Source organism: Cobetia sp. ICG0124 (assembly GCF_004006355.1).
GTDB classification, from domain to species: Bacteria; Pseudomonadota; Gammaproteobacteria; order Pseudomonadales; family Halomonadaceae; genus Cobetia; species Cobetia marina.
In genome coordinates, this window is sequence record NZ_CP024893.1 from 1000194 (window position 1) to 1019570 (window position 19377).

Below are 19377 nucleotides of genomic sequence, written 5' to 3' on the forward strand. Positions count from 1 at the left end.
CGTATTCAGGGGTCGTCCAGCTCGCGCTGCATGGCGGTGAGGTCGCGCAGCTGGCGCTCCAGTCCTTCACGTTTCTCGGCCAGGATGTCGAGCAGCCTCGTGAGCTGCTTCTCGCCGCCGCCATCCGCGGCATCGTAGAGATCCACCACCTCGCGAATCTCGGCCAGCGAGAATCCCAGCCGCTTGCCGCGCAGCGTCAGCTTGAGGCGCACGCGGTCCTTGTCGTGATAGATGCGCGTCTGGCCGCGTCGCTGGGGATGCAGCAGGCCTTCTTGCTCATAGAAGCGGATGGTGCGTGTGGTCACGTCGAAATGACGTGCCAGCTCGCCGATGCTCCAGGTGCGTTGGGTCGGGCGAATGGCGTCGCTGGTGCTGGTGGCACTCAGCAGGCCTTCCATGCCGACGCCATCGTCCGGACTCTCGGAGGCTGTCGGGTTCTGGGTGTCAGGCGTTGAGGTAATCATCGTATCCGTCATGGGCACTGCCGCTCCGAATGCTGTGTGCGCCGAGGAGATGGGCATGCCCCTCTGCGCAGTGGATGCCAGCGGCGTCTGGCCGTGAATTTTCTACAGACTAGCATTGTTTACGTTAACGTAAAGGGTAATAGTATTTGCAGCCAACCAAGCAGATGCTAGGTTGAGTCAGATCGCAATGTCGGCTTGCCGCTTTCGGCAAGATGGCTCCGCAAATGGCTCGCTTGAGTTGCTGTCACGACTGCGCGCCGTCGTCGCCGGTGACAGCGCACCACTGGTATTGCCACAGCTGATCAATGGCCAGTTTGTCGCAAGCTCCGCCGATCAGCACCTGAGCGTGACCAACCCGGCCACCAACGCTGAAGTGGCGCGTGTTCCACTGACGCCGCTCAGCGAACTGGACGAGGCGCTGGTGCATGCCGAGCAGGCCTTCCAGCGCTGGCGCAACACCCCGGTGCCGACCCGTGCCCGTCTGATGCTCAGTTATCAGCATCTGCTCAAGCAGCATCATGACGAGCTGGCCGAGATCATCTCTCATGAGCTAGGCAAGACCTTCGAGGACGCCAAGGGCGATGTCTGGCGCGGCATCGAGGTGGTCGAGCATGCCGCCAACATTCCGAGTCTACTGATGGGCGAGACGGTGGAGAACGTCGCCACCGGCATCGACAGCTACTCCGTGACCCAGTCGCTGGGCGTCTGCCTGGGCATCACGCCGTTCAATTTCCCCGCCATGATACCGCTTTGGATGTTCCCGCTGTCCATCGCCTGCGGCAATGCCTTCGTGCTCAAGCCTTCCGAGCAGGTACCGCTGACCACGCTGCGTCTGGCGGAGCTGTTCATGGAAGCGGGAGCGCCCGAGGGCATCCTGACCGTGGTGCAGGGCGGGCGCGATCAGGTCAATCACCTGCTGGCCCACGAGACACCGCGCACCGTGAGCTTCGTCGGTTCGGTACCGGTGGGGCAGCACATCTATCGTACCGCCACCGACAACCTCAAGCGCGCCCAGTGCTTCGCGGGTGCCAAGAACCACATGGTGATCATGCCGGACGCTCCGGCGGACCAGGTGGTGAATGCGCTGGTCGGGGCCAGTGTCGGTGCGGCGGGTCAGCGCTGTATGGCGATCTCGGTGGCGGTCTTCGTCGGTGATTCGAAGGCCTTGATCGCGCGGGTGCGTGATGCGCTGGCCGAGGTGCGCCCCGGTGCCTGGAATGACAAGGGCGCCAGCTACGGACCGCTGATCTCGCCGCAGGCACTGGAGCGCGTGACGGGCTGGATCGGGCAGGGCGTCGAGGAAGGGGCCGAGCTGCTGCTGGACGGTCGCGGCATCTCGGTGGCGGGCTATCCCGACGGCAACTGGCTGGGGCCGTGCCTGTTTTCCAAGGTGACGCCGGAAATGGTGCTCTATCGCGAGGAGATCTTCGGGCCGGTGCTGTGCTGCATGGAGGCGGCGGATCTGTCCGAGGCCATCGAGCTGATCAACAACAACCCCTACGGCAACGGCACCTCCATCTTCACGCGCTCCGGCGGCGCGGCACGCCGCTTCCAGAATGAGATCGCGGTGGGCCAGGTCGGTATCAACGTGCCGATTCCGGTGCCGCTGCCGTTCTTCTCCTTCACCGGTTGGCGCGGCAGTTTCTTCGGCGATCTGCATGCCTATGGCAAGCAGGCGGTGCGCTTCTATACCGAGACCAAGACGGTGACGGCGCGCTGGTTCGATGATGCGCCGGCCGAGGGCAATCAGCCCAACTTCTCTATTCAGATGCGCTGAGCGGGCCTGGAGATAAAGAACAAGGACAACAGGAGGCAGCTGCATGAACTTTTCGCTGACCGATGACCAGCGTGCCCTGCAGGAGGGCGCGCGTGCCTTCGCGGATGCCGAGCTTGCCCCGCATGCCGCCGAGTGGGACGCCACGGCCCATTTTCCCATCGAGACGCTGAAGAAGGCGGGTGAGGCTGGCTTCATGGGGCTCTATGTCCCCGAGGAGCATGGCGGTCTTGGCCTGCCGCGTCTGGACAGCTCCATCATTCTCGAGCAGCTGGCCACCGGCTGCATCTCGACCACCGCCTACATCACCATCCACAACATGGTCGGCTGGATGATCGCGAGCTTCGCCAGTGACGAGTGCCGCGAGCAGTGGGTGCCAGCGATGGTGGCGGGCGACAAGCTTGGCTCCTACTGCCTGACCGAGCCGGGCAGCGGCAGTGATGCCGCCAGTCTGCGCACCCGCGCCGAGCGTGACGGCGATGACTACTACCTGAGTGGCTCCAAGATGTTCATCTCCGGTGCCGGGGCGACGGACGTGCTGGTGGTGATGGCGCGCACCGGCGAGCCTGACAGCGGCGCGGCGGGTATCTCGGCCTTCGTGGTGCCAGCGGGTGCCGACGGCATCAGCTACGGCAAGAAGGAAGACAAGATGGGCTGGAACAGCCAGCCGACCCGGCTGGTGAGCTTCGATCGCGTGCGGGTCCCGGCGGACAATCGTCTGGGCGAGGAGGGCGAGGGCTTCCGTTTCGCGATGAAGGCGCTGGATGGCGGACGCATCAACATCGCCACCTGCTCGCTGGGCGCGGCCCAGAAGGCGCTGGAGCTGTCGCGGGATTATCTCGGCGAGCGCAAGCAGTTCGGGCGCGAGCTGGCGCAGTTCCAGGCCCTGCAGTTCAAGCTGGCCGACATGGCCACCGAACTGACCGCGGCGCGCACCCTGGTGCGGCTGGCGGCCTTCAAGCTCGATGAGGGCGACGGCGAGGCCAGCGCCCACTGTGCAATGGCCAAGCGCTTTGCCACCGACATGGGCTTCGAGGTCTGCAATCAGGCACTCCAGCTGCATGGCGGCTACGGTTATATCCGCGAGTACCCGTTGGAGCGGCTGGTGCGTGACACCCGTGTGCACCAGATTCTAGAAGGCACCAACGAGATCATGCGTCTGATCATCGCGCGCCGTCTTCTGACGCCGGGCATGATCGAGTCGCTGGCGTAACGGCGCCTCCACTTCAATTCGTCAGTGGTTACCATCTTTCAGGGAGTTACGTGATGTCATCCAATCAAGGGCCATGCCTCGTTCTCGAGAAGGATCGTCATATCGCCCGTGTCACCATCAACAACCCGCCGGCCAACACCTGGACGGAGGCGTCCTTGATCGAGCTGGAGCAGTTGCTCGATGAGCTGGAGGGCGATGGCAGCGTCAGTGCGGTGGTGATTACCGGTGAGGGCGACAGGTTCTTCTCCGCCGGCGCCGATCTCAAGACCTTCGCCGACGGTGACAAGGGCGTCGCCGCCACCATGGCGCGCCGCTTCGGGCTGGCCTTCGAGCGGCTGGCCAACTTCCCCGGCGTGACGATTGCCGCCGTCAACGGCTACGCGATGGGCGGCGGGCTTGAATGCGCGCTGGCCTGCGATATCCGTATCGTCGAGCGTCAGGCGAAACTGGCGCTGCCGGAGGCCAAGGTCGGTCTGCTGCCGTGCGCGGGCGGCACCCAGCATCTGCCGTGGCTGGTCGGCGAAGGCTGGGCCAAGCGCATGATCCTGTGTGGTGAGCAGGTGGATGCCGAGACCGCCGGTCGCATCGGGCTGGCCGAAGAGGTGGTCGAGACCGGCCAGAGCTTGGAGCGCGCGCTGGCGATGGCCGAGAGCGTCGCCAACCAGAGCCCGAGTGCGGTGGCGCGCTGCAAGGCGTTGATCATGTCATCTCGCCATCGCGGCATGAGCGATGGCCTGCGCATGGAACGCGAGCTGTTCGTCGAGCTGTTCGATGACCCCAACCAGAAGGAGGGCGTGAGTGCCTTCCTGGAGAAGCGTGCACCGCAGTGGGTCTCGCATCAGAAAGAGGTGAAGGGAGGAGGGCGCTCATGAGCCAGATAGAAGGTGTCACTGCCAAGGCCGCGACCGATGTCGAGGCGCCCGTGGTGTTCGAGACGCGTCGCGCCCGCGACGGCAAGCAGCTGGGCATCATGCGCCTGAATGCGCCGCGCTCGCTGAATGCGCTGTCGCTGGCCATGATCGAGCGCATCGAGGCCCAGCTGGATGCCTGGGAGCTGGACAGCAGCATCGCCATGGTGTGGCTGGAAGGCGCCGGCGAGCGTGCGTTGTGTGCCGGTGGCGATATCGTGGCGCTCTATCAGGCGATGACCACCGCACCGGCAAGCGAAGGCGCAGACCCTCTTGAAGCGCTGGAGGATTTCTTCGCCACCCGCTACTTCACCGCGGAATACCGGCTCGATCACCGGCTGCATACCTTCCCCAAGCCGCTACTGGTGTGGGGCGGCGGCATCGTGATGGGCGGCGGCATGGGGCTGTTCGCCGGCGGTTGCGAGCGCGTGGTCACCGAAAGCTCACGGCTGGCGATGCCGGAGGTCAGCATCGGCCTGTACCCGGATGTCGGGGCCAGCTGGCTGCTCAATCGCCTGCCGCGTGGCATCGGCGAGTATCTGGGAGTGACCGGCGCGCAGTTGAATGCCCGCGATGCGCTGGATCTCGGGCTTGCCACACGCCTGATTCCCGACGCGCAGCGCGAGGCGCTCAAGCAGGCGCTGTGCGAGGGGGAATTCGGGCGTCATCCGTCGCGTCATCTGAGCCAGGTGCTGAGCGAGTTCGAGCGCCGTGAGCTGGCGCCGCCGGGACAGGTCATGCCGCTCTTTGATCATCTTCAGCAGCTGGTCGCCGGGCGCGAAGTGCTGAAGGCCTGTCAGCGGATCCTCGACGATCCCCAGGCGCGCAGTGACTGCAATGCGTGGCTGAACGCCAATCGCGAGCGTCTGCTGGCCGGCTGCCCCAGTTCCCCGCATCTGGTATTTCGCATGCTGGCACGTCACCGTCATTCCTCGCTGGCGGAAGCCTTCCGCGACGAGCTGACCCTGTCGGTGCGCTGCTGCATGGGCACCGAGCTTGCTGAAGGGGTGCGCGCCCTGCTGATCGACAAGGACAGGCAGCCGCAGTGGGCCTATGCCTCGATCGCGCAGGTCTCCGAGGAATACATCGACGGCTTCTTCGCGCCGCTGTGGGAAGAGGACGAGCATCCGCTGATGGATCTGTAAGCGCGCTTTTCAGCACGGGCGGCAGGTGCGGACATGCCGCCGGACGCCAATGACAACAAGAACCTGTTCACGAGGAAGCATTGCCATGACATCCATCGGTTTCATCGGGCTCGGCAACATGGGCGGCCCCATGGCCCTCAATCTGGTCAAGGCCGGCCATGAGGTGAAGGTCTTTGATCTGGTCGAGTCGGCCATGAGCCAGCTGGTCGAGGCGGGTGCCTCACGCGCCGAGTCGCCACGCCAGGCGACAGAGGGCGTTGACGTCGTCATCAGCATGCTGCCGGCGGGGCAGCACGTGCGAAAGCTCTATCTGGGTGACAAGGAAGACGGCGAGGGTGGCCTCTTGGCGACACTCGACGCTTCGGTACTGGTGATCGACGCCTCGACCATCGCGCCGGATGATGCCCGGCTGGTCGCTCGCCATGCCGCCGAGCGTGGCATCACCTTCATGGACGCCCCGGTGTCGGGCGGGGTCGGTGGCGCACGTGCCGGCACGCTGAGCTTCATCGTCGGTGGCGAGGCCGACGGCTACGCGCGTGCCGTGCCGCTGCTGGAAGTGATGGGCAAGAATCTGTTCCATGCAGGCCCGGCCGGCAGCGGTCAGGTCGCCAAGATCTGCAACAACATGCTGCTGGGCATCCTGATGAGCGGCACCGCCGAGGCGCTGGCGCTGGGGGTCAAGAACGGACTGGACCCGGCCGTGCTCTCGGAGGTGATGAAGCAGTCCTCCGGCGGCAACTGGGCGCTCAACGTCTACAACCCCTGGCCCGGGGTGATGGAGGCGGCACCTGCGTCCAACGACTATCAGGGCGGCTTCCTGGTGGACCTGATGGCCAAGGATCTCGGCCTTGCCTGGGAAATGGCGCTGGGCTCGAAATCGGCAGTGCCAATGGGCTCCCAGGCGCGTAACCTGTTCGCCCAGCATGCCGCCCAGGGTGCGGGACGTCTCGATTTCTCGAGCATCCAGCGTTTCTATCGTTGCGGCGAGGCGGATGTGTGAGGTGTCACGCAGGCGGTGAGTGGCATGCATCATCAGGACGATATCATCTGCAAGGAGGACCCCATGATTCGACCGGTCAGTGAGCTGGTGGCAGCGGCCGAGAAGGAGATCGACACCCTGTCGCCTGAGGCGCTGCGTCAGGCGCTGGAGGAGTCTCGCGCAGGCGGTACACCCCTGATCCTGGTGGATATCCGCGATGTGCGTGAGCTGGAGCGGGAAGGCCGCATTCCCGGGGCCATCCATGCGCCACGCGGCATGCTGGAGTTCTGGGTCGACCCGGCTTCGCCCTATCACCGTGCCGATTTCGCCCGTGAGGGATGTTATGTGCTGTTCTGCGCCGGCGGACTGCGCTCGGCGCTGGCCACCAAGTCGCTCAAGGACATGGGCTTCGGGCCGGTGGCCCATCTCGGTGGCGGCTTCGCGGCCTGGCGTGAGGCGGGGGGAGAGGTCATCTCGCCCTTCATGCAGGGCAACTAGTCCGGCCCCGTCCCCGCGTGGTCGGCGTGATCTGCTGCGTGATCCGATCGCCTCGACGCTTGCCCGCATGACGGGGCCGGTGATCGGCGGCATCGTCACCATGATGCTGTTCAACCTGGTGGATGCCTGGTTCATCGCCCAGCTGGGCACCGCGGAGCTGGCGGCGGTCACCTTCACCTTTCCGGTGACCTTTGCCGTCATCAGCATCGCCATCGGTCTGTCCATCGGCACCACCGCCGTGGTGGGGCGCAGGCTCGGGCGTGGCGAGTTCGAGACGGTCAAGGCGCGGGCCACGGATGCCAGTCTGCTGGGGTTGCTGCTGGGCGTCGTGATGATCGTGGCGGGGCTTGTCAGCATCGGGCCGCTGTTCGGGTTGCTGGGGGCCGATGACACCCTGATGCCGCACATCCAGGACTACATGCAGGTATGGTACTTCGGGGCACCCTTCGTGTTGCTGCCACGCGTGCTGGGCAGCGTGCTACGCGCCGAGGGCAATACCCTGGTGCCCTCGCTGGTGATGGCGGCGGCAGGGGGACTCAATGCGCTGCTCGACCCGCTGCTGATCTTCGGCATCGGAGATTGGCAGGGCATGGGCGTGGCGGGGGCGGCGCTGGCCACGGTGCTGTCGTGGCTGGCGATGACGCTGGGCTTGCTGGCATTGCCATTGCTGCGCGCGCGGCTGGATCTGCATCAGCTGTCGCTGACACGTCTGATCACCTCATGGCGAGAAGTGGGGGCCATCGGCTTGCCTGCGGCCATGACCAGCGTGATGACGCCGATCGCCACGGCGCTGGTCACGCGGATCGTCAGTCAGCATGGTCATGCCGCCGTCGCGGCCTATGGCATCGGTTCACGCATCGAGTCACTGGCACTGATTCTGGTGCTGGCACTCTCGATGACGCTGTCACCCTTCATCAGCCAGAATGATGGTGCCGGGCAGCACCGGCGGGTATGGCGAGCCATCCACGGTATACTCGGCTTCATTCTCGTCTGGCAGCTGGCGGTCTGGCTGGGGCTGGGGCTTGGCGGTGAGTGGATCGCGGCGCGCTTCGCCGAAAGCCCGGAAGTCGCGCAGCTGGTGGTCACCTACCTGTGGCTGATTCCCGCCGCACTCGGCGCCCAGGGCGTGATCATCCTCGCCAACTCCAGCCTCAATGCGCTGCACGAGCCACGCCGGGCGATGACACTCTCGCTGGTGCGACTGTTCGCTCTGCTGGTGCCATTGGCCTGGCTGGGGGGGACGCTTCACGGTGTGGTCGGTATCTTTGCCGGGGTGGCGACAAGCTATCTGCTGATGGGCGGTATCAGTTATCTGGCGCTGCGCTCCGTGCTCAGGCGACGCGCCTGAGCACGGTATCGAGAGACAGAGATCGAGACGAAAAAGAAGCCGCCGTGCTCGAAGGCACGGCGGCTTCTTCATGTCTGGCTTTCAGTGCCTCAGGCGGCTGTTTTCCCAGTGCCTTAAGCGTCTTCGTACTTGCACAGATAGGCGGACTCGACCGTGGTGCGCACCTCGAAGCTCTGGTTGGCTTCGACGATGAAGCTTTCCCCTGCGGCAAGCTGGTACCACTCTTCCGCGCCTGGCAGCAGTACCTGCATGTCGCCGCTGATCAGGGTCATGTATTCGCGTTGGCTGGTGGAAAACACGAATTCGCCGATGGCCATTACGCCGACCGTGGCAGGCAGATCTGCGCTCTGGAAGGCGATGGAGGCCACCTGGCCGTCGAAGTAGTGGTTGGTGTGGAACATGGGGAGACTTCCTGCGTGAGTAGGGGGGTTGTTGTGGTCGATGTGTGTTGTTGGGGGCTAACGTAGCGCCGGGTATCAGCGCGGTGAGAAGCGGCGTGCCAGGCCGGTCTCGGCGATCATGCGCGTCGAGATCTCTTCGATCGAGAAGCGCGTGGTATCGATGTAGGGCACCTTGGAGCGGCGGAACAGCGCCTCGGTCTGCTCGACTTCCTGCAGACACTGGTCGATCGAGCAGTAGCGACTGTTGGGGCGACGCTCGGTACGGATGGCAGCCAGGCGGCGCGGGTCGATGGTCAGTCCGAACAGCTTGTGGCGATATTGCGCCAGTGACGCCGGCATCTTGAGGGTGCCGGATTCGTCGAGATCATCCTCGGTCAGCGGGTAGTTGGCCGCGCGGATGCCGAACTGCAAGGCCAGATACAGCGAGGTCGGGGTCTTGCCGCAGCGTGAGACGCCGATGAGGATGACGTCGGCCTTGTCGTACTGGTGGGTGCGCGCTCCATCATCGTTGTCGAGGGCAAAATGCACCGAATCGATGCGGTTCATGTAGACATCATCCTGACCGATGGAGTGGGTCTTGCCGACGCTGTAGGACGAGTGGGTATCCAGCTCCTCTTCCAGTGGCTTGAGGAAGGTGGAGAAGATGTCGACCTTGAAACCGGAGGATTCCGAGATGATGTCACGGATGTCCTGATCGACGATGGTGTCGATGATGATGGGGCGCTCACCGTCCGTGGCGTGGGCGCTCTCGATGGCCTTGACCAGCGCCGTGGCCTTCTCGGAGGAGTCGATGTAGGGCTTGGTCACCATGCGGATGTCGGTGTTCTCGAACTGGGCCAGCAGACTGCGTCCCAGTGTCTCGGCGGTGATACCGGTTCCATCGGAAATGAAGAAGGCGGTTCGGGTCATGACGGGCACTCGTGAAGAACGAATCGAAGACACAACCCGGCGCAGGGTGTCGTCTCGTGAAGTCCCCAAGTGTCGGCGTTCACTGTCGTGCTTGCAATATCCGGCGGATGGCCAGTGGCGCGATATGGGAAATCTCGTGTTCCCGTTCTCCGGCAAAGCGGCCCATGACTACATTCCTGTAGCGGCCGTTTCTGGCTTGTCGACATGTTCGGCGACGATAGCGACAGAACGCCTGAAACAGTCTCAGGGTTGTAGTCCTCCTCCACTGACTAGCCGGTTAGACCAATGGCTAATACTAGAGAGAGCTTGTTAGGGTGGCGTCATTGCTGAACGGAAGGCGGTTCAACGTCCTCCATCGGTCATTCGTTTCCATCCATTGGTACCAGGGGGTTCCCTTGTCACAGCAAGCCACATCCGAATACGTCGTCGATTTCGATCAGCTCGGCATGAACGATGTTGATCGCGTTGGCGGCAAGAACGCCTCGCTCGGTGAGATGATCTCCAATCTGGCCGATGCCGGTGTCACCGTGCCCGGCGGCTTTGCGACTACCTCCTTTGCCTATCGCGAGTTCCTGGCTCACGAAGGCCTCGACAAGCGTATCAATGCCGCCCTCGATGCTCTCGATGTGGATGACGTGGTCGAACTGGCGCGCGTCGGTGCCGAGATTCGTCAGTGGATCATCGATACGCCGCTGCCGCCGGCCTTCGAGGCCGAGATGGAACGTGCCTATGCCGAGCTGCAGGCCAGACACCCGAATTTGAAGGTTGCCGTGCGCTCCTCCGCCACCGCGGAAGACCTGCCGGACGCCTCCTTCGCCGGTCAGCAGGAAACCTTCCTCAACATCGAAGGCTTCGACAACATCAAGCGTGCGGTGCACGAGGTGTTCGCGTCACTGTTCAACGACCGCGCCATCTCCTACCGCGTGCACAAGGGCTTTGATCACTCGCTGGTCGCGCTGTCTGCCGGCGTGCAGAAGATGGTGCGCTCCGAGACGGCCGCTTCCGGCGTGATGTTCACGCTGGATACCGAATCCGGCTACCGCGACGCCGTCTTCGTCACCGGCTCCTGGGGCCTGGGCGAGACCGTGGTACAGGGCGCGGTCAACCCTGACGAGTTCTACGTTCACAAGACCACGCTGGCCGCCGGCCGCCCGGCGGTACTGCGCCGCAACCTGGGCTCCAAGCTGATCAAGATGGTCTACACCGACGACACCAGCGCCGGGCGTTCCGTGGCGACCGTCGACGTGCCGGTGCCGGAGCGTCATCGCTTCTGCATCAGCGACGCCGATGTCGAGGCACTGGCGCGCCAGGCCATGATCATCGAGAAGCACTACCAGCGTCCGATGGACATCGAATGGGCGCGTGACGGCGATGACGGCAAGCTCTACATCGTCCAGGCGCGTCCGGAAACGGTCGTCAGCCAGGAAGAGGGCGGCAATCTCGAGCGCTTCCAGCTGCGCGAGAAGGGCCGCACCCTGGTGACGGGGCGTGCCATCGGTCAGCGTATCGGCCAGGGCGCGGTGCGCGTGATCGACAATCCCGAGCAGATGGACAAGGTGCAGGTCGGCGACGTGCTGGTCACCGACATGACCGATCCGGACTGGGAGCCGGTCATGAAGCGCGCCTCCGCCATCGTCACCAACCGTGGCGGACGTACCTGCCACGCGGCGATCATCGCGCGTGAGCTGGGCATTCCGGCCGTGGTCGGCTGTGGCGACGCGACCTCGGTGCTCGCCGAAGGCCGCGAAGTGACGGTCTCCTGCGCCGAAGGCGATACCGGTCATGTCTATGACGGTATCCTCAACTTCGACCGCACCGTCACCAGCGTCAACGAGATGCCGGAGATTCCGTTCAAGATCATGATGAACGTCGGCAACCCGGACCGCGCCTTCAGCTTCTCGCGTCTGCCGAATGCCGGTGTGGGCCTGGCGCGCCTCGAGTTCATCATCAACCGCATGATCGGCGTGCACCCCAAGGCGCTGCTCGACTACGCCACCCTGCCCATCGATCTGCAGCAGACCATCGATGCGCGCACCGCCGGCTACGCAAGCCCGGTCGACTTCTACGTCGACAAGCTGGTCGAGGGTATCTCCACCCTGGCAGCCGCCTTCCATCCGCAGAAGGTCATCGTGCGCATGTCGGACTTCAAGTCCAACGAGTACGAGAACCTGATCGGCGGCAAGATGTACGAGCCGGGCGAAGAGAATCCGATGCTGGGCTTCCGTGGCGCCTCGCGCTACGTGTCCGACACCTTCCGCGACTGCTTCGATCTGGAATGCCGTGCCCTCAAGCGCGTGCGTGACGAGATGGGGCTGACCAACGTCGAGATCATGGTGCCCTTCGTGCGGACTACCGGCGAGGCGGAACAGGTCATCAAGCTGCTGGGCGAGAATGGCCTGGTGCGTGGCGAGAACGGTCTGCGCGTCATCATGATGTGCGAGCTGCCGACCAACGCGCTGCTGGCGGATCAGTTCCTCGAGCACTTCGACGGCTTCTCCATCGGTTCCAACGACCTGACCCAGCTGACCCTGGGACTGGATCGCGACTCCGGCATCGTCGCTCACCTCTTTGATGAGCGTAATCCGGCGGTCAAGCAGCTGATGTCGATGGCGATCCGTGCCTGCAAGGCGCAGGGCAAGTACGTGGGTATCTGCGGCCAGGGGCCGTCGGATCATCCGGAGCTGGCCAAGTGGCTGATGGAAGAGGGCATCGACAGCGTCTCCCTCAACCCGGATTCCGTGCTGGAAACCTGGTTCATGCTGGCGGACAAGGAACTGGCCTGATCCGACACTAGACCAATGGTGTAGAAACCGGCAGAAGCATGTCAGTTCGTAACAAATAGCAACAAAATGATCTCGAATTCGCGACTAAATGATGATCATCCTGCCTCGTGTGGAAAAGGCAGTCATTTATAATCCCAGCCACCCCGCTGACCACAATATCCATGGTGACCATGACGGCAGGCCTCACCAGTAGCCAGCAATGCGGTGGCACGCAACAACCGACCTTTCAGACACAATCCAAGGTAGTCGTAACGTGAAACAGTCTTTATGGAAGAACATCGGCGTCCAGGTAGTCATTGCCATGATACTGGGCGCTGGTGTAGGCGCTTACATGGGCGAGAGCGCCGCGATGTTCGCGCCACTCGGTGAGCTCTTCATTCACCTGATCAAGATGCTGGTGGTACCGCTGATCGCGGTCTCCATCGTGTCGGGAGCCGCCAATCTGGGCGATAGCCCTTCTGCCGGCAAGATCGGTCTCTCCACCTTCGCCTTCTTCATGCTCACCTCAGCCGTGGCGGTGATGCTGGCGCTGGTGATGGGGCATGTGTTCCAGCCGGGCAGTGGGGTGGATCTGGAAAGCGCCAAGGGCATGTTCTCCAACGCCTACGCCGACAAGGGCAGCGTGCCGGGCGTGATGGATACCATTCTGGGCATGGTGCCGACCAATATCTTCGGCGCACTCACCGATGCCAACATCCTGCAGATTCTGGTGTTCTGCCTGTTTCTCGGCATTGGCCTGTCCAAGACCGGCGAGCGTGGCAAGCCGCTGATCGAAGGCCTGAATACCGTGATCGAGGCCTTCGTGTGGATGATCAACGTGGTGATGCTGATCGCGCCGATCGGCGTCTTCGGTCTGATGGCGGACGCCGTCGGCACCTTCGGCTTCGATGTGCTGACCCTGGTGATGAAGCTGTTCCTCGTCTACATGGGCGCCATCCTCATCTATGGCTTCGTGTTCTACCCGCTGGTGGTCAAGTTCGGCTCTGACGTGCCACTGGGTCGCTTCCTGTCGGTGATGAAGAAGCCGCAGGCCGTCGCGCTGTCCACGGCGTCCTCCATGGCGACCCTGCCGGTCAACATGGAAGTCTGCGAGAAGGAGCTGGGCCTGAAGAATGCCACGACGGCCTTCGTGCTGCCGCTGGGCGCGACCATCAACATGAGCGGCAACGCCATCTATTACGGGCTGGTGGCGATGTTCTTCGCCCAGGTCTTCAACGTCGATCTCGGCTTCTCCGCCTACGCCGCCATCGTGTTCACCGCGACCCTGGGTGCCATCGGTCAGGCTGGCGTGCCGGGGCCGTCGTTCCTGGTGGTTGCCGTGCTGCTGGCGGCCGGCATTCCCATCGAGGGCCTGCCGCTGCTGTTCGCGCTGGATCGTATCTTCGACATGACGCGTACCGCGCTCAACATCACCGGTGACGCGGCCTGCGCCGCCGTGGTGGATCGCTTTGCGCGTGCCGATGATGCGGTCGCCGAGCGCCAGGACACCGCATCAGGGCGTCGGCTGGGTGCGAATCAGGGCTTCCTTCGAGGTGACGATGCCGTTGTTGTCGGCGTAGAGGAAGTCGCCCGGCACGATGGTGACACCGGCAAAGGTGACCGGGATATCGCGCTGGCCTTCGCCACGCTTGATGCTGGGACGCGGGTAGCAGCCGAGTGCCTGCACGCCGAGCTGGGTGGCGTGGATCTCGTCGACATCACGGATGCAGCCATACATGATCACGCCGGCCCAGCCGCTCTTGGCGGCCTGCTCGGCGAGCATGTCGCCCAGCATGGCGCAGCGCATCGAGCCACCGGCATCGACGACCAGCACGCGCCCTGCACCGGGTTCCGCGACCGCCGCCTTGACCAGCGAGTTGTCCTCGAAGCACTTGATGGTCACGACTTCGCCGCCAAAGGACTCGACGCCGCCGTAGTTGATGAACAGGGGCTCGAGGACTTGCACATCAGGGAACTCATCGCAGAGATCGGGGGTGGAGATGGAGTGCGTCATGTCGGATTCCTTGTGCTGGGCGGCCCGGTGAGGGTCGCTTGGGGACGGAGCGCTGGCGATTGCTGCAATGCCACAACGTCGAGAATGCCCGATACGCCAAGGCTTTGCACCTGTGCGAAGGGCTAAGCGGGCCTCGGGCGCGTGCAAGCGAGGGGACGGGAGGGTCACGAGGGCATGTTGCTGACTGGCGACGTGGGAAGTAGTGAAAACGCCACTCTTGAAACACCGTTCGATATCTACCACGATGCTCCTGCACCCCTGGCAGGTATCCGCCTGTGCCGCCCATTGGATCAAGGAGCAACACATGAGCAAGTCACGTCTTCTGGCCGCCCCGTTGGCCACCGTTTCCTTCGCCGCTCTCGCTCTGGCGCTCAGTGGTCACGCCCAGGCGGCAGGCAATGCCACCGAAGGGCTCTATATCGGTGCCGGTACCGGTTTTTCCAGCCTGAAGAACGATGATTCCGATGAGGCCGGCGATTTCATCGACTCCGGCAGCGATGACTTCGACGTGGATGATGACGACAACGTCTACAAGGCCTTCGTGGGCTATCAGTACAACCCGTACTTCGCCACCGAAGCCTTCTATACGGATCTCGGGACCGTTCAGCTCAAGGGCAATGACTTCGGCAATACCGATCTCAAGTCCAAGGCCTACGGCGTCAACGTGGTGGGTATCCTGCCGATCGGCCAGTACTTCTCGCTGTTCGCCAAGGCGGGCATGGCCAAGTGGGAAACCGATGTCGACGGCAATCTGGGCGATTCCAGTGTCGACCTGAAGGACAATGACGGCTTCGACCCGGTCTATGGTGCCGGTGCCCAGGTCAATCTCGATCCGTTCCTGATCCGTGCCGAATACGAGCGTTATGACTTCGACAGCGACTATCAGGTAGATGCCTTCACGGCCTCTGTCGGTTACAAGTTCTAGGCAGAGCAGGCGCCGGACATTGGAGCCCGGCGCCTCGCCTGATCAGGCTTCCTGAGTGACCGGAATCACGTTGGAGGCGGCGTTCTGGAACTCTTCGATCTCATGGAAGTTCAGGTAGCGATAGATCTCGCCGGCCATGGCATCGAATTCGCCCATGTAGCCCTGATACTGCTCGACGCTCGGCAGACGACCGATGACCGCGGCGATGGCGGCCAGTTCGGCAGACGCCAGGAAGACGTTGGCGCCGTCGCCCAGACGGTTCGGGAAGTTGCGCGTGGAGGTGGACACCACGGTGGACTTGGCAGCCACACGTGCCTGGTTACCCATGCACAGCGAGCAGCCCGGCATTTCCATGCGCGCGCCGGCACGGCCGTAGATGCCGTAATAGCCTTCGGCGGTCAGCTGGTGCTGGTCCATCTTGGTCGGCGGTGCCAGCCACAGCTTGGTCTTCAGGCTACCGGCCGGCTGCTTCTCAAGCAGCTTGCCGGCGGCACGGAAGTGACCGATGTTGGTCATGCACGAGCCGATGAAGACCTCGTCGATCTTCTGGCCGGCCACGTCGGACAGCAGACGCGCATCGTCCGGGTCGTTCGGGGCACACAGCACCGGCTGATCGATCTCGTCGAGGTCGATCTCGATGATCTCGGCGTATTCCGCGTCCTTGTCGGCACGCATCTGGCTCGGGTTGGCCAGCCACTCTTCCATGCCGGCGATACGACGCTCGATGGTACGGGCATCGCCGTAACCGTTGGCGATCATCCACTTGAGCAGGGTGATGTTGGACGTCAGGTACTCGGTCACGCTCTCGTCGGACAGCGTGATGGTGCAGCCCGCGGCGGAGCGCTCGGCAGAGGCGTCAGACAGCTCGAAGGCCTGCTCTGCGGTGAGATCTTCCAGACCTTCGATTTCCAGAATGCGGCCGGAGAAGGCGTTCTTCTTGTTGGACTTGTCGACGGTCAGCAGGCCCTGCTTGATGGCGTACAGCGGGATGGCGTGGACCAGGTCACGCAGGGTGATGCCCGGGCGACGCTTGCCCTTGAAGCGCACCAGCACGGATTCCGGCATGTCCAGCGGCATCACGCCAGTCGCGGCGGCGAAGGCCACCAGGCCAGAGCCTGCCGGGAAGGAGATGCCCATCGGGAAGCGGGTGTGGGAGTCACCACCGGTACCGACGGTGTCCGGCAGCAGCATGCGGTTCAGCCACGAGTGGATGATGCCGTCGCCCGGACGCAGCGACACGCCGCCGCGGTTCATGATGAAGTCCGGCAGGGTATGGTGAGTCTCGACATCGACCGGCTTCGGGTAGGCGGCGGTGTGGCAGAAGGACTGCATCACCAGGTCGGCCTGGAAGCCCAGACATGCCAGATCCTTCAACTCGTCGCGAGTCATCGGGCCGGTGGTGTCCTGGGAGCCGACGGTGGTCATCTTCGGCTCGCAGTACATGCCCGGACGCACGCCTTCCATGTTGCAGGCCTTGCCGACCATCTTCTGCGCGAGGGTGAAGCCCTTGCCGGTGTCCTTCGGCTGCTCCGGCAGACGGAAGACGTCAGAGGCGTCCAGTCCCAGCTCGGTACGTGCCTTGTCGGTCAGACCGCGACCGATGATCAGCGGGATACGACCGCCAGCACGCACTTCGTCCAGCAGGACCTGCGTCTTGAGGGAGAAGGTGGAGATGACTTCGTCGGTGTCGTGACGGCAGACCTTGCCTTCGTACGGGTAGATGTCGATGACATCGCCCATGGCCATCTTCTCGACGTCCATTTCCACCGGCAGGGCACCGGCATCTTCCATGGTGTTGAAGAAGATCGGCGCGATCTTGTTGCCGAACACGAAGCCGCCAGCGCGCTTGTTGGGCACATTCGGGATGTCGTCACCGAAGAACCACAGCACTGAGTTGGTGGCGGACTTGCGTGAGGAGCCGGTACCGACCACGTCGCCGACGTAGGCGACCGGGAAGCCCTTGGCCTTCACTTCCTCGATCTGGGCCAGCGGGCCGATGACGCCTTCTTCCTGCGGGATGATGCCATCACGCGGGTTCTTGAGCATCGCGTTGGCGTGCAGCGGGATGTCCGGACGTGACCAGGCGTCAGGTGCCGGGGACAGGTCGTCGGTGTTGGTCTCGCCCGGCACCTTGAAGACGGTCAGGGTGATCTTGTCCGCCAGGGCGGGCTTTGACAGGAACCATTCGGCGTCCGCCCAGGACTGCAGCACGGATTGCGCGACGGTGTTGCCGGCCTTGGCGCGCTCGGCGACATCGTGGAAGGCATCGAACATCAGCAGGGTGTGCTTGAGCTGTTCGCCGGCTTCCTTGGCCATGGACTCGTCGTCCAGCAGCTCGACCAGCGTGGCGATGTTGTAGCCGCCCTGCATGGTGCCGAGCAGCTTGGTGGCGTGGGTCTTGTCGATCAGCGGTGAAGAAGCTTCGCCACGCACGATGGCGGTCAGGAAGCCAGCCTTGACGTAAGCGGCTTCATCGACGCCCGGCGGGATGCGATTGGTGAACAGGTCGAGGATGAACTCTTCTTCACCGGCCTGCGGATTCTTGAGCAGTTCGACCAGATCAGCGGTCTGCTCTGCATTCAGCGGCTTCGCCGGGATGCCCTGCTGGGCGCGTTCTTCAACCTGTTGACGGTAGGCTTCAAGCACGTGGGAGACCCTCATCTGTAATCGTGTCGAGATGCGTGTGCCAGTCGTCACGCGAACCGGCAGAGACATCCCGAGGCTTCTTGCGGGTAATTCAAGCGTCTTATTGCGAGCGAATCAGGCGCTACGGGGCGAACGCGAGTCTACTCAACTTTGTCGACAATGTTAAGGAGCACCCCCGTGTGGGGGCTGAGACTTTGGTCGTCCCGAGGGCAGCATGAGCCGTATTCTTTCTCCCTGCGTCGGGGTGTGTTCCACCACGGTGGGTGACAACGTCTGTCGTGGATGCCAGCGCCATGACCAGGAGATCCTCGATTGGTTCGGGTATGACAGTGAGCAGCGCACGCAGCGCATGCGCGAGCTGGATGCGCTGCGCAGTGACGTCGCCGGGCGCTGGCTGTACGTGCATGACGAGGCGGCGCTGGCGGAACAGTTGACGCGCCACCGGATTCGTTTTCGTGAGGATCAGTCGGCGCTGTCACGTGCGGTGGAGCTTCTGCGGGTGGGACGCACCAGGATCCGTGACCTCTCTGCCTATGGCATCACGCCGTGCAGTGGCGGCGAGGAACTTGAGCCGGAACAGCTTTTTTCGCGAATAAACGATGAAATCATGGTGGAAGCGGCAAAGCGGGCCAATAATGAAGTGAGTCCCGCAGGTCATCAAGGCGCCGCAGGGGCCGAGCAACGAGGATACCGATGCACTGCTGCCGGACTCCCTGCTGGCCTTTCTCGGTTGCCGCACACCGCACGCCTGGGTAGAGGCGGCGCTCGACAATCCTGAGCTGTTGCTGATCGACCACGCGCAGTGCGAGAAGAAGGCGGCCTCCACCGCGATGAGTCTGATGTACCGCTATGTGGACCACCCCTTGCTGCTGAGCAAGATGTCACAGCTGGCTCGAGAGGAGCTTCTGCACTTCGAGCAGGTGGTAGGACTGATGGAAAGGCGTGGAATCGTCTATCGTCATATCAAGGCTTCCCGATATGCAGAAGGGCTGCGTCAGCAGGTGCGCAAGGAAGACCCTCAGCGGCTGGTGGATATCCTGCTGATCGGGGCATTGATCGAAGCGCGGTCCTGCGAGCGATTCGCGCGTCTGATCCCGTATCTTGAGCCCGAGCTTGCAAAGTTCTATCGCACTTTGGTTAAGTCTGAGGGACGCCATTATGAGGATTACCTCATGTTGGCCGAGCGTTACAGCAAGGAACCATTGGAATCCCGTCTTGCGGTACTGCGTGCGGTGGAGAAGGAGCTGATCGAGCGTCCTGATGTCAGCTTCCGTTTCCACAGCGGCATCCCCGTCACGAATCGGGTGGAAAACGCCTCAAGCCAGGTGAGTTGAGGCAGTACAGACACAAGGCAAGGCTCAAGAACAGGGGACCTCCGGCGCCATGGCTGG

16 protein-coding genes and 1 pseudogene are annotated in these 19377 nt (G+C 63.2%); 12 read left to right on the forward strand and 5 right to left on the reverse strand.

Going from position 1 to position 19377, the window contains the following annotated elements; genetic code table 11:
* Positions 1-5 precede the first annotated feature (5 nt).
* Positions 6-398, reverse strand: coding sequence for a MerR family DNA-binding transcriptional regulator (locus tag CU110_RS04595; protein WP_127736706.1), 393 nt, complete (start codon positions 396-398; stop codon positions 6-8).
* A 238-nt stretch (positions 399-636) separates the two neighbouring features.
* Here CU110_RS04595 and CU110_RS04600 point away from each other — a divergent pair, with 238 nt between their 5' ends.
* The 7 genes from CU110_RS04600 to CU110_RS04630 all read left to right on the forward strand — a co-directional run bounded on the left by CU110_RS04600 (position 637) and on the right by CU110_RS04630 (position 8329).
* The gene (locus tag CU110_RS04600; RefSeq protein WP_240665476.1) at positions 637-2241 is read left to right on the forward strand and encodes a CoA-acylating methylmalonate-semialdehyde dehydrogenase; all 1605 of its coding nucleotides are present in this window, start codon (positions 637-639) and stop codon (positions 2239-2241) included.
* 43 nt (positions 2242-2284) lie between these two features.
* Positions 2285-3451, forward strand: coding sequence for an acyl-CoA dehydrogenase family protein (locus tag CU110_RS04605; protein WP_084208095.1), 1167 nt, complete (start codon positions 2285-2287; stop codon positions 3449-3451).
* Positions 3452-3504: 53 nt separating this feature from the next.
* On the forward strand, positions 3505-4323 hold the full coding sequence (locus CU110_RS04610; RefSeq protein ID WP_077374805.1) for an enoyl-CoA hydratase: 819 nt from the start codon (positions 3505-3507) through the stop codon (positions 4321-4323).
* Positions 4320-5504, forward strand: coding sequence for an enoyl-CoA hydratase/isomerase family protein (locus tag CU110_RS04615; RefSeq protein WP_084208096.1), 1185 nt, complete (start codon positions 4320-4322; stop codon positions 5502-5504). The genes CU110_RS04610 and CU110_RS04615 overlap by 4 nt, the downstream gene beginning before the upstream one ends.
* Before the next feature lie 85 nt (positions 5505-5589).
* Positions 5590-6504 carry a 3-hydroxyisobutyrate dehydrogenase gene (gene mmsB, locus CU110_RS04620; RefSeq protein ID WP_084208097.1) on the forward strand — a complete coding sequence of 305 codons (915 nt, stop codon included), beginning with the start codon at positions 5590-5592 and terminating at the stop codon, positions 6502-6504.
* Between the two features lie 63 nt (positions 6505-6567).
* The gene (locus CU110_RS04625) at positions 6568-6981 is read left to right on the forward strand and encodes a rhodanese-like domain-containing protein (RefSeq protein WP_084209636.1); all 414 of its coding nucleotides are present in this window, start codon (positions 6568-6570) and stop codon (positions 6979-6981) included.
* Between the two features lie 67 nt (positions 6982-7048).
* Positions 7049-8329 (forward strand): MATE family efflux transporter, encoded by a 1281-nt coding sequence (locus CU110_RS04630; protein WP_127734697.1) that lies wholly within the window; start codon positions 7049-7051, stop codon positions 8327-8329.
* A gap of 113 nt (positions 8330-8442) precedes the next feature.
* Here the strand turns inward: CU110_RS04630 and CU110_RS04635 are convergent, their stop codons facing one another.
* Together CU110_RS04635 and CU110_RS04640 are read right to left on the reverse strand one after the other, a co-directional pair.
* Entirely contained in the window at positions 8443-8730 is a 288-nt protein-coding gene (locus tag CU110_RS04635) for a pyrimidine/purine nucleoside phosphorylase (protein ID WP_077374792.1), read from the reverse strand.
* A gap of 75 nt (positions 8731-8805) precedes the next feature.
* Entirely contained in the window at positions 8806-9639 is an 834-nt protein-coding gene (locus tag CU110_RS04640; RefSeq protein WP_077374789.1) for a pyruvate, water dikinase regulatory protein, read from the reverse strand.
* Between the two features lie 395 nt (positions 9640-10034).
* Between CU110_RS04640 and ppsA the strand changes: the two genes are divergently transcribed.
* Positions 10035-12422: a phosphoenolpyruvate synthase gene (gene ppsA / locus CU110_RS04645; RefSeq protein ID WP_255304432.1), complete on the forward strand. Its 2388-nt coding sequence runs from the start codon at positions 10035-10037 to the stop codon at positions 12420-12422.
* 199 nt (positions 12423-12621) lie between these two features.
* A pseudogene (locus CU110_RS16565) lies at positions 12622-13857 on the forward strand (dicarboxylate/amino acid:cation symporter); the annotation flags it as partial.
* Between the two features lie 57 nt (positions 13858-13914).
* Here CU110_RS16565 and rraA read toward each other — a convergent pair.
* Entirely contained in the window at positions 13915-14415 is a 501-nt protein-coding gene (rraA, locus tag CU110_RS04655; protein WP_077374783.1) for a ribonuclease E activity regulator RraA, read from the reverse strand.
* A 304-nt stretch (positions 14416-14719) separates the two neighbouring features.
* Between rraA and CU110_RS04660 the strand changes: the two genes are divergently transcribed.
* Complete coding sequence (locus tag CU110_RS04660) at positions 14720-15340, forward strand: porin family protein (RefSeq protein WP_077374780.1); 621 nt, start codon at positions 14720-14722, stop codon at positions 15338-15340.
* A gap of 42 nt (positions 15341-15382) precedes the next feature.
* Here CU110_RS04660 and acnB read toward each other — a convergent pair whose 3' ends face one another.
* Positions 15383-17986 (reverse strand): bifunctional aconitate hydratase 2/2-methylisocitrate dehydratase, encoded by a 2604-nt coding sequence (gene acnB, locus CU110_RS04665; RefSeq protein WP_084208099.1) that lies wholly within the window; start codon positions 17984-17986, stop codon positions 15383-15385.
* 214 nt (positions 17987-18200) lie between these two features.
* On the opposite strand from acnB, the gene CU110_RS04670 reads away from it, so the two are divergent.
* Positions 18201-18764, forward strand: coding sequence for a DUF1289 domain-containing protein (locus CU110_RS04670; RefSeq protein WP_127734699.1), 564 nt, complete (start codon positions 18201-18203; stop codon positions 18762-18764).
* Positions 18685-19320 carry a tRNA-(ms[2]io[6]A)-hydroxylase gene (locus CU110_RS04675; protein WP_240665536.1) on the forward strand — a complete coding sequence of 212 codons (636 nt, stop codon included), beginning with the start codon at positions 18685-18687 and terminating at the stop codon, positions 19318-19320. Before CU110_RS04670 ends, CU110_RS04675 begins: the two co-directional genes overlap by 80 nt.
* Positions 19321-19377: the final 57 nt, after the last annotated feature.

Bases quoted from the DNA above. Each gene is read 5' to 3' on its own strand.
- CU110_RS04595 (WP_127736706.1), bottom strand. From the start codon at position 398: ATGGAAGGCCTGCTGAGTGCCACCAGCACCAGCGACGCCATTCGCCCG.
- CU110_RS04605 (WP_084208095.1), top strand. From the start codon at position 2,285: ATGAACTTTTCGCTGACCGATGACCAGCGTGCCCTGCAGGAGGGCGCG.
- CU110_RS04610 (WP_077374805.1), top strand. From the start codon at position 3,505: ATGTCATCCAATCAAGGGCCATGCCTCGTTCTCGAGAAGGATCGTCAT.
- CU110_RS04615 (WP_084208096.1), top strand. From the start codon at position 4,320: ATGAGCCAGATAGAAGGTGTCACTGCCAAGGCCGCGACCGATGTCGAG.
- mmsB (WP_084208097.1), top strand. From the start codon at position 5,590: ATGACATCCATCGGTTTCATCGGGCTCGGCAACATGGGCGGCCCCATG.
- CU110_RS04625 (WP_084209636.1), top strand. From the start codon at position 6,568: ATGATTCGACCGGTCAGTGAGCTGGTGGCAGCGGCCGAGAAGGAGATC.
- CU110_RS04630 (WP_127734697.1), top strand. From the start codon at position 7,049: ATGACGGGGCCGGTGATCGGCGGCATCGTCACCATGATGCTGTTCAAC.
- CU110_RS04635 (WP_077374792.1), bottom strand. From the start codon at position 8,730: ATGTTCCACACCAACCACTACTTCGACGGCCAGGTGGCCTCCATCGCC.
- CU110_RS04640 (WP_077374789.1), bottom strand. From the start codon at position 9,639: ATGACCCGAACCGCCTTCTTCATTTCCGATGGAACCGGTATCACCGCC.
- rraA (WP_077374783.1), bottom strand. From the start codon at position 14,415: ATGACGCACTCCATCTCCACCCCCGATCTCTGCGATGAGTTCCCTGAT.
- CU110_RS04660 (WP_077374780.1), top strand. From the start codon at position 14,720: ATGAGCAAGTCACGTCTTCTGGCCGCCCCGTTGGCCACCGTTTCCTTC.
- CU110_RS04670 (WP_127734699.1), top strand. From the start codon at position 18,201: ATGAGCCGTATTCTTTCTCCCTGCGTCGGGGTGTGTTCCACCACGGTG.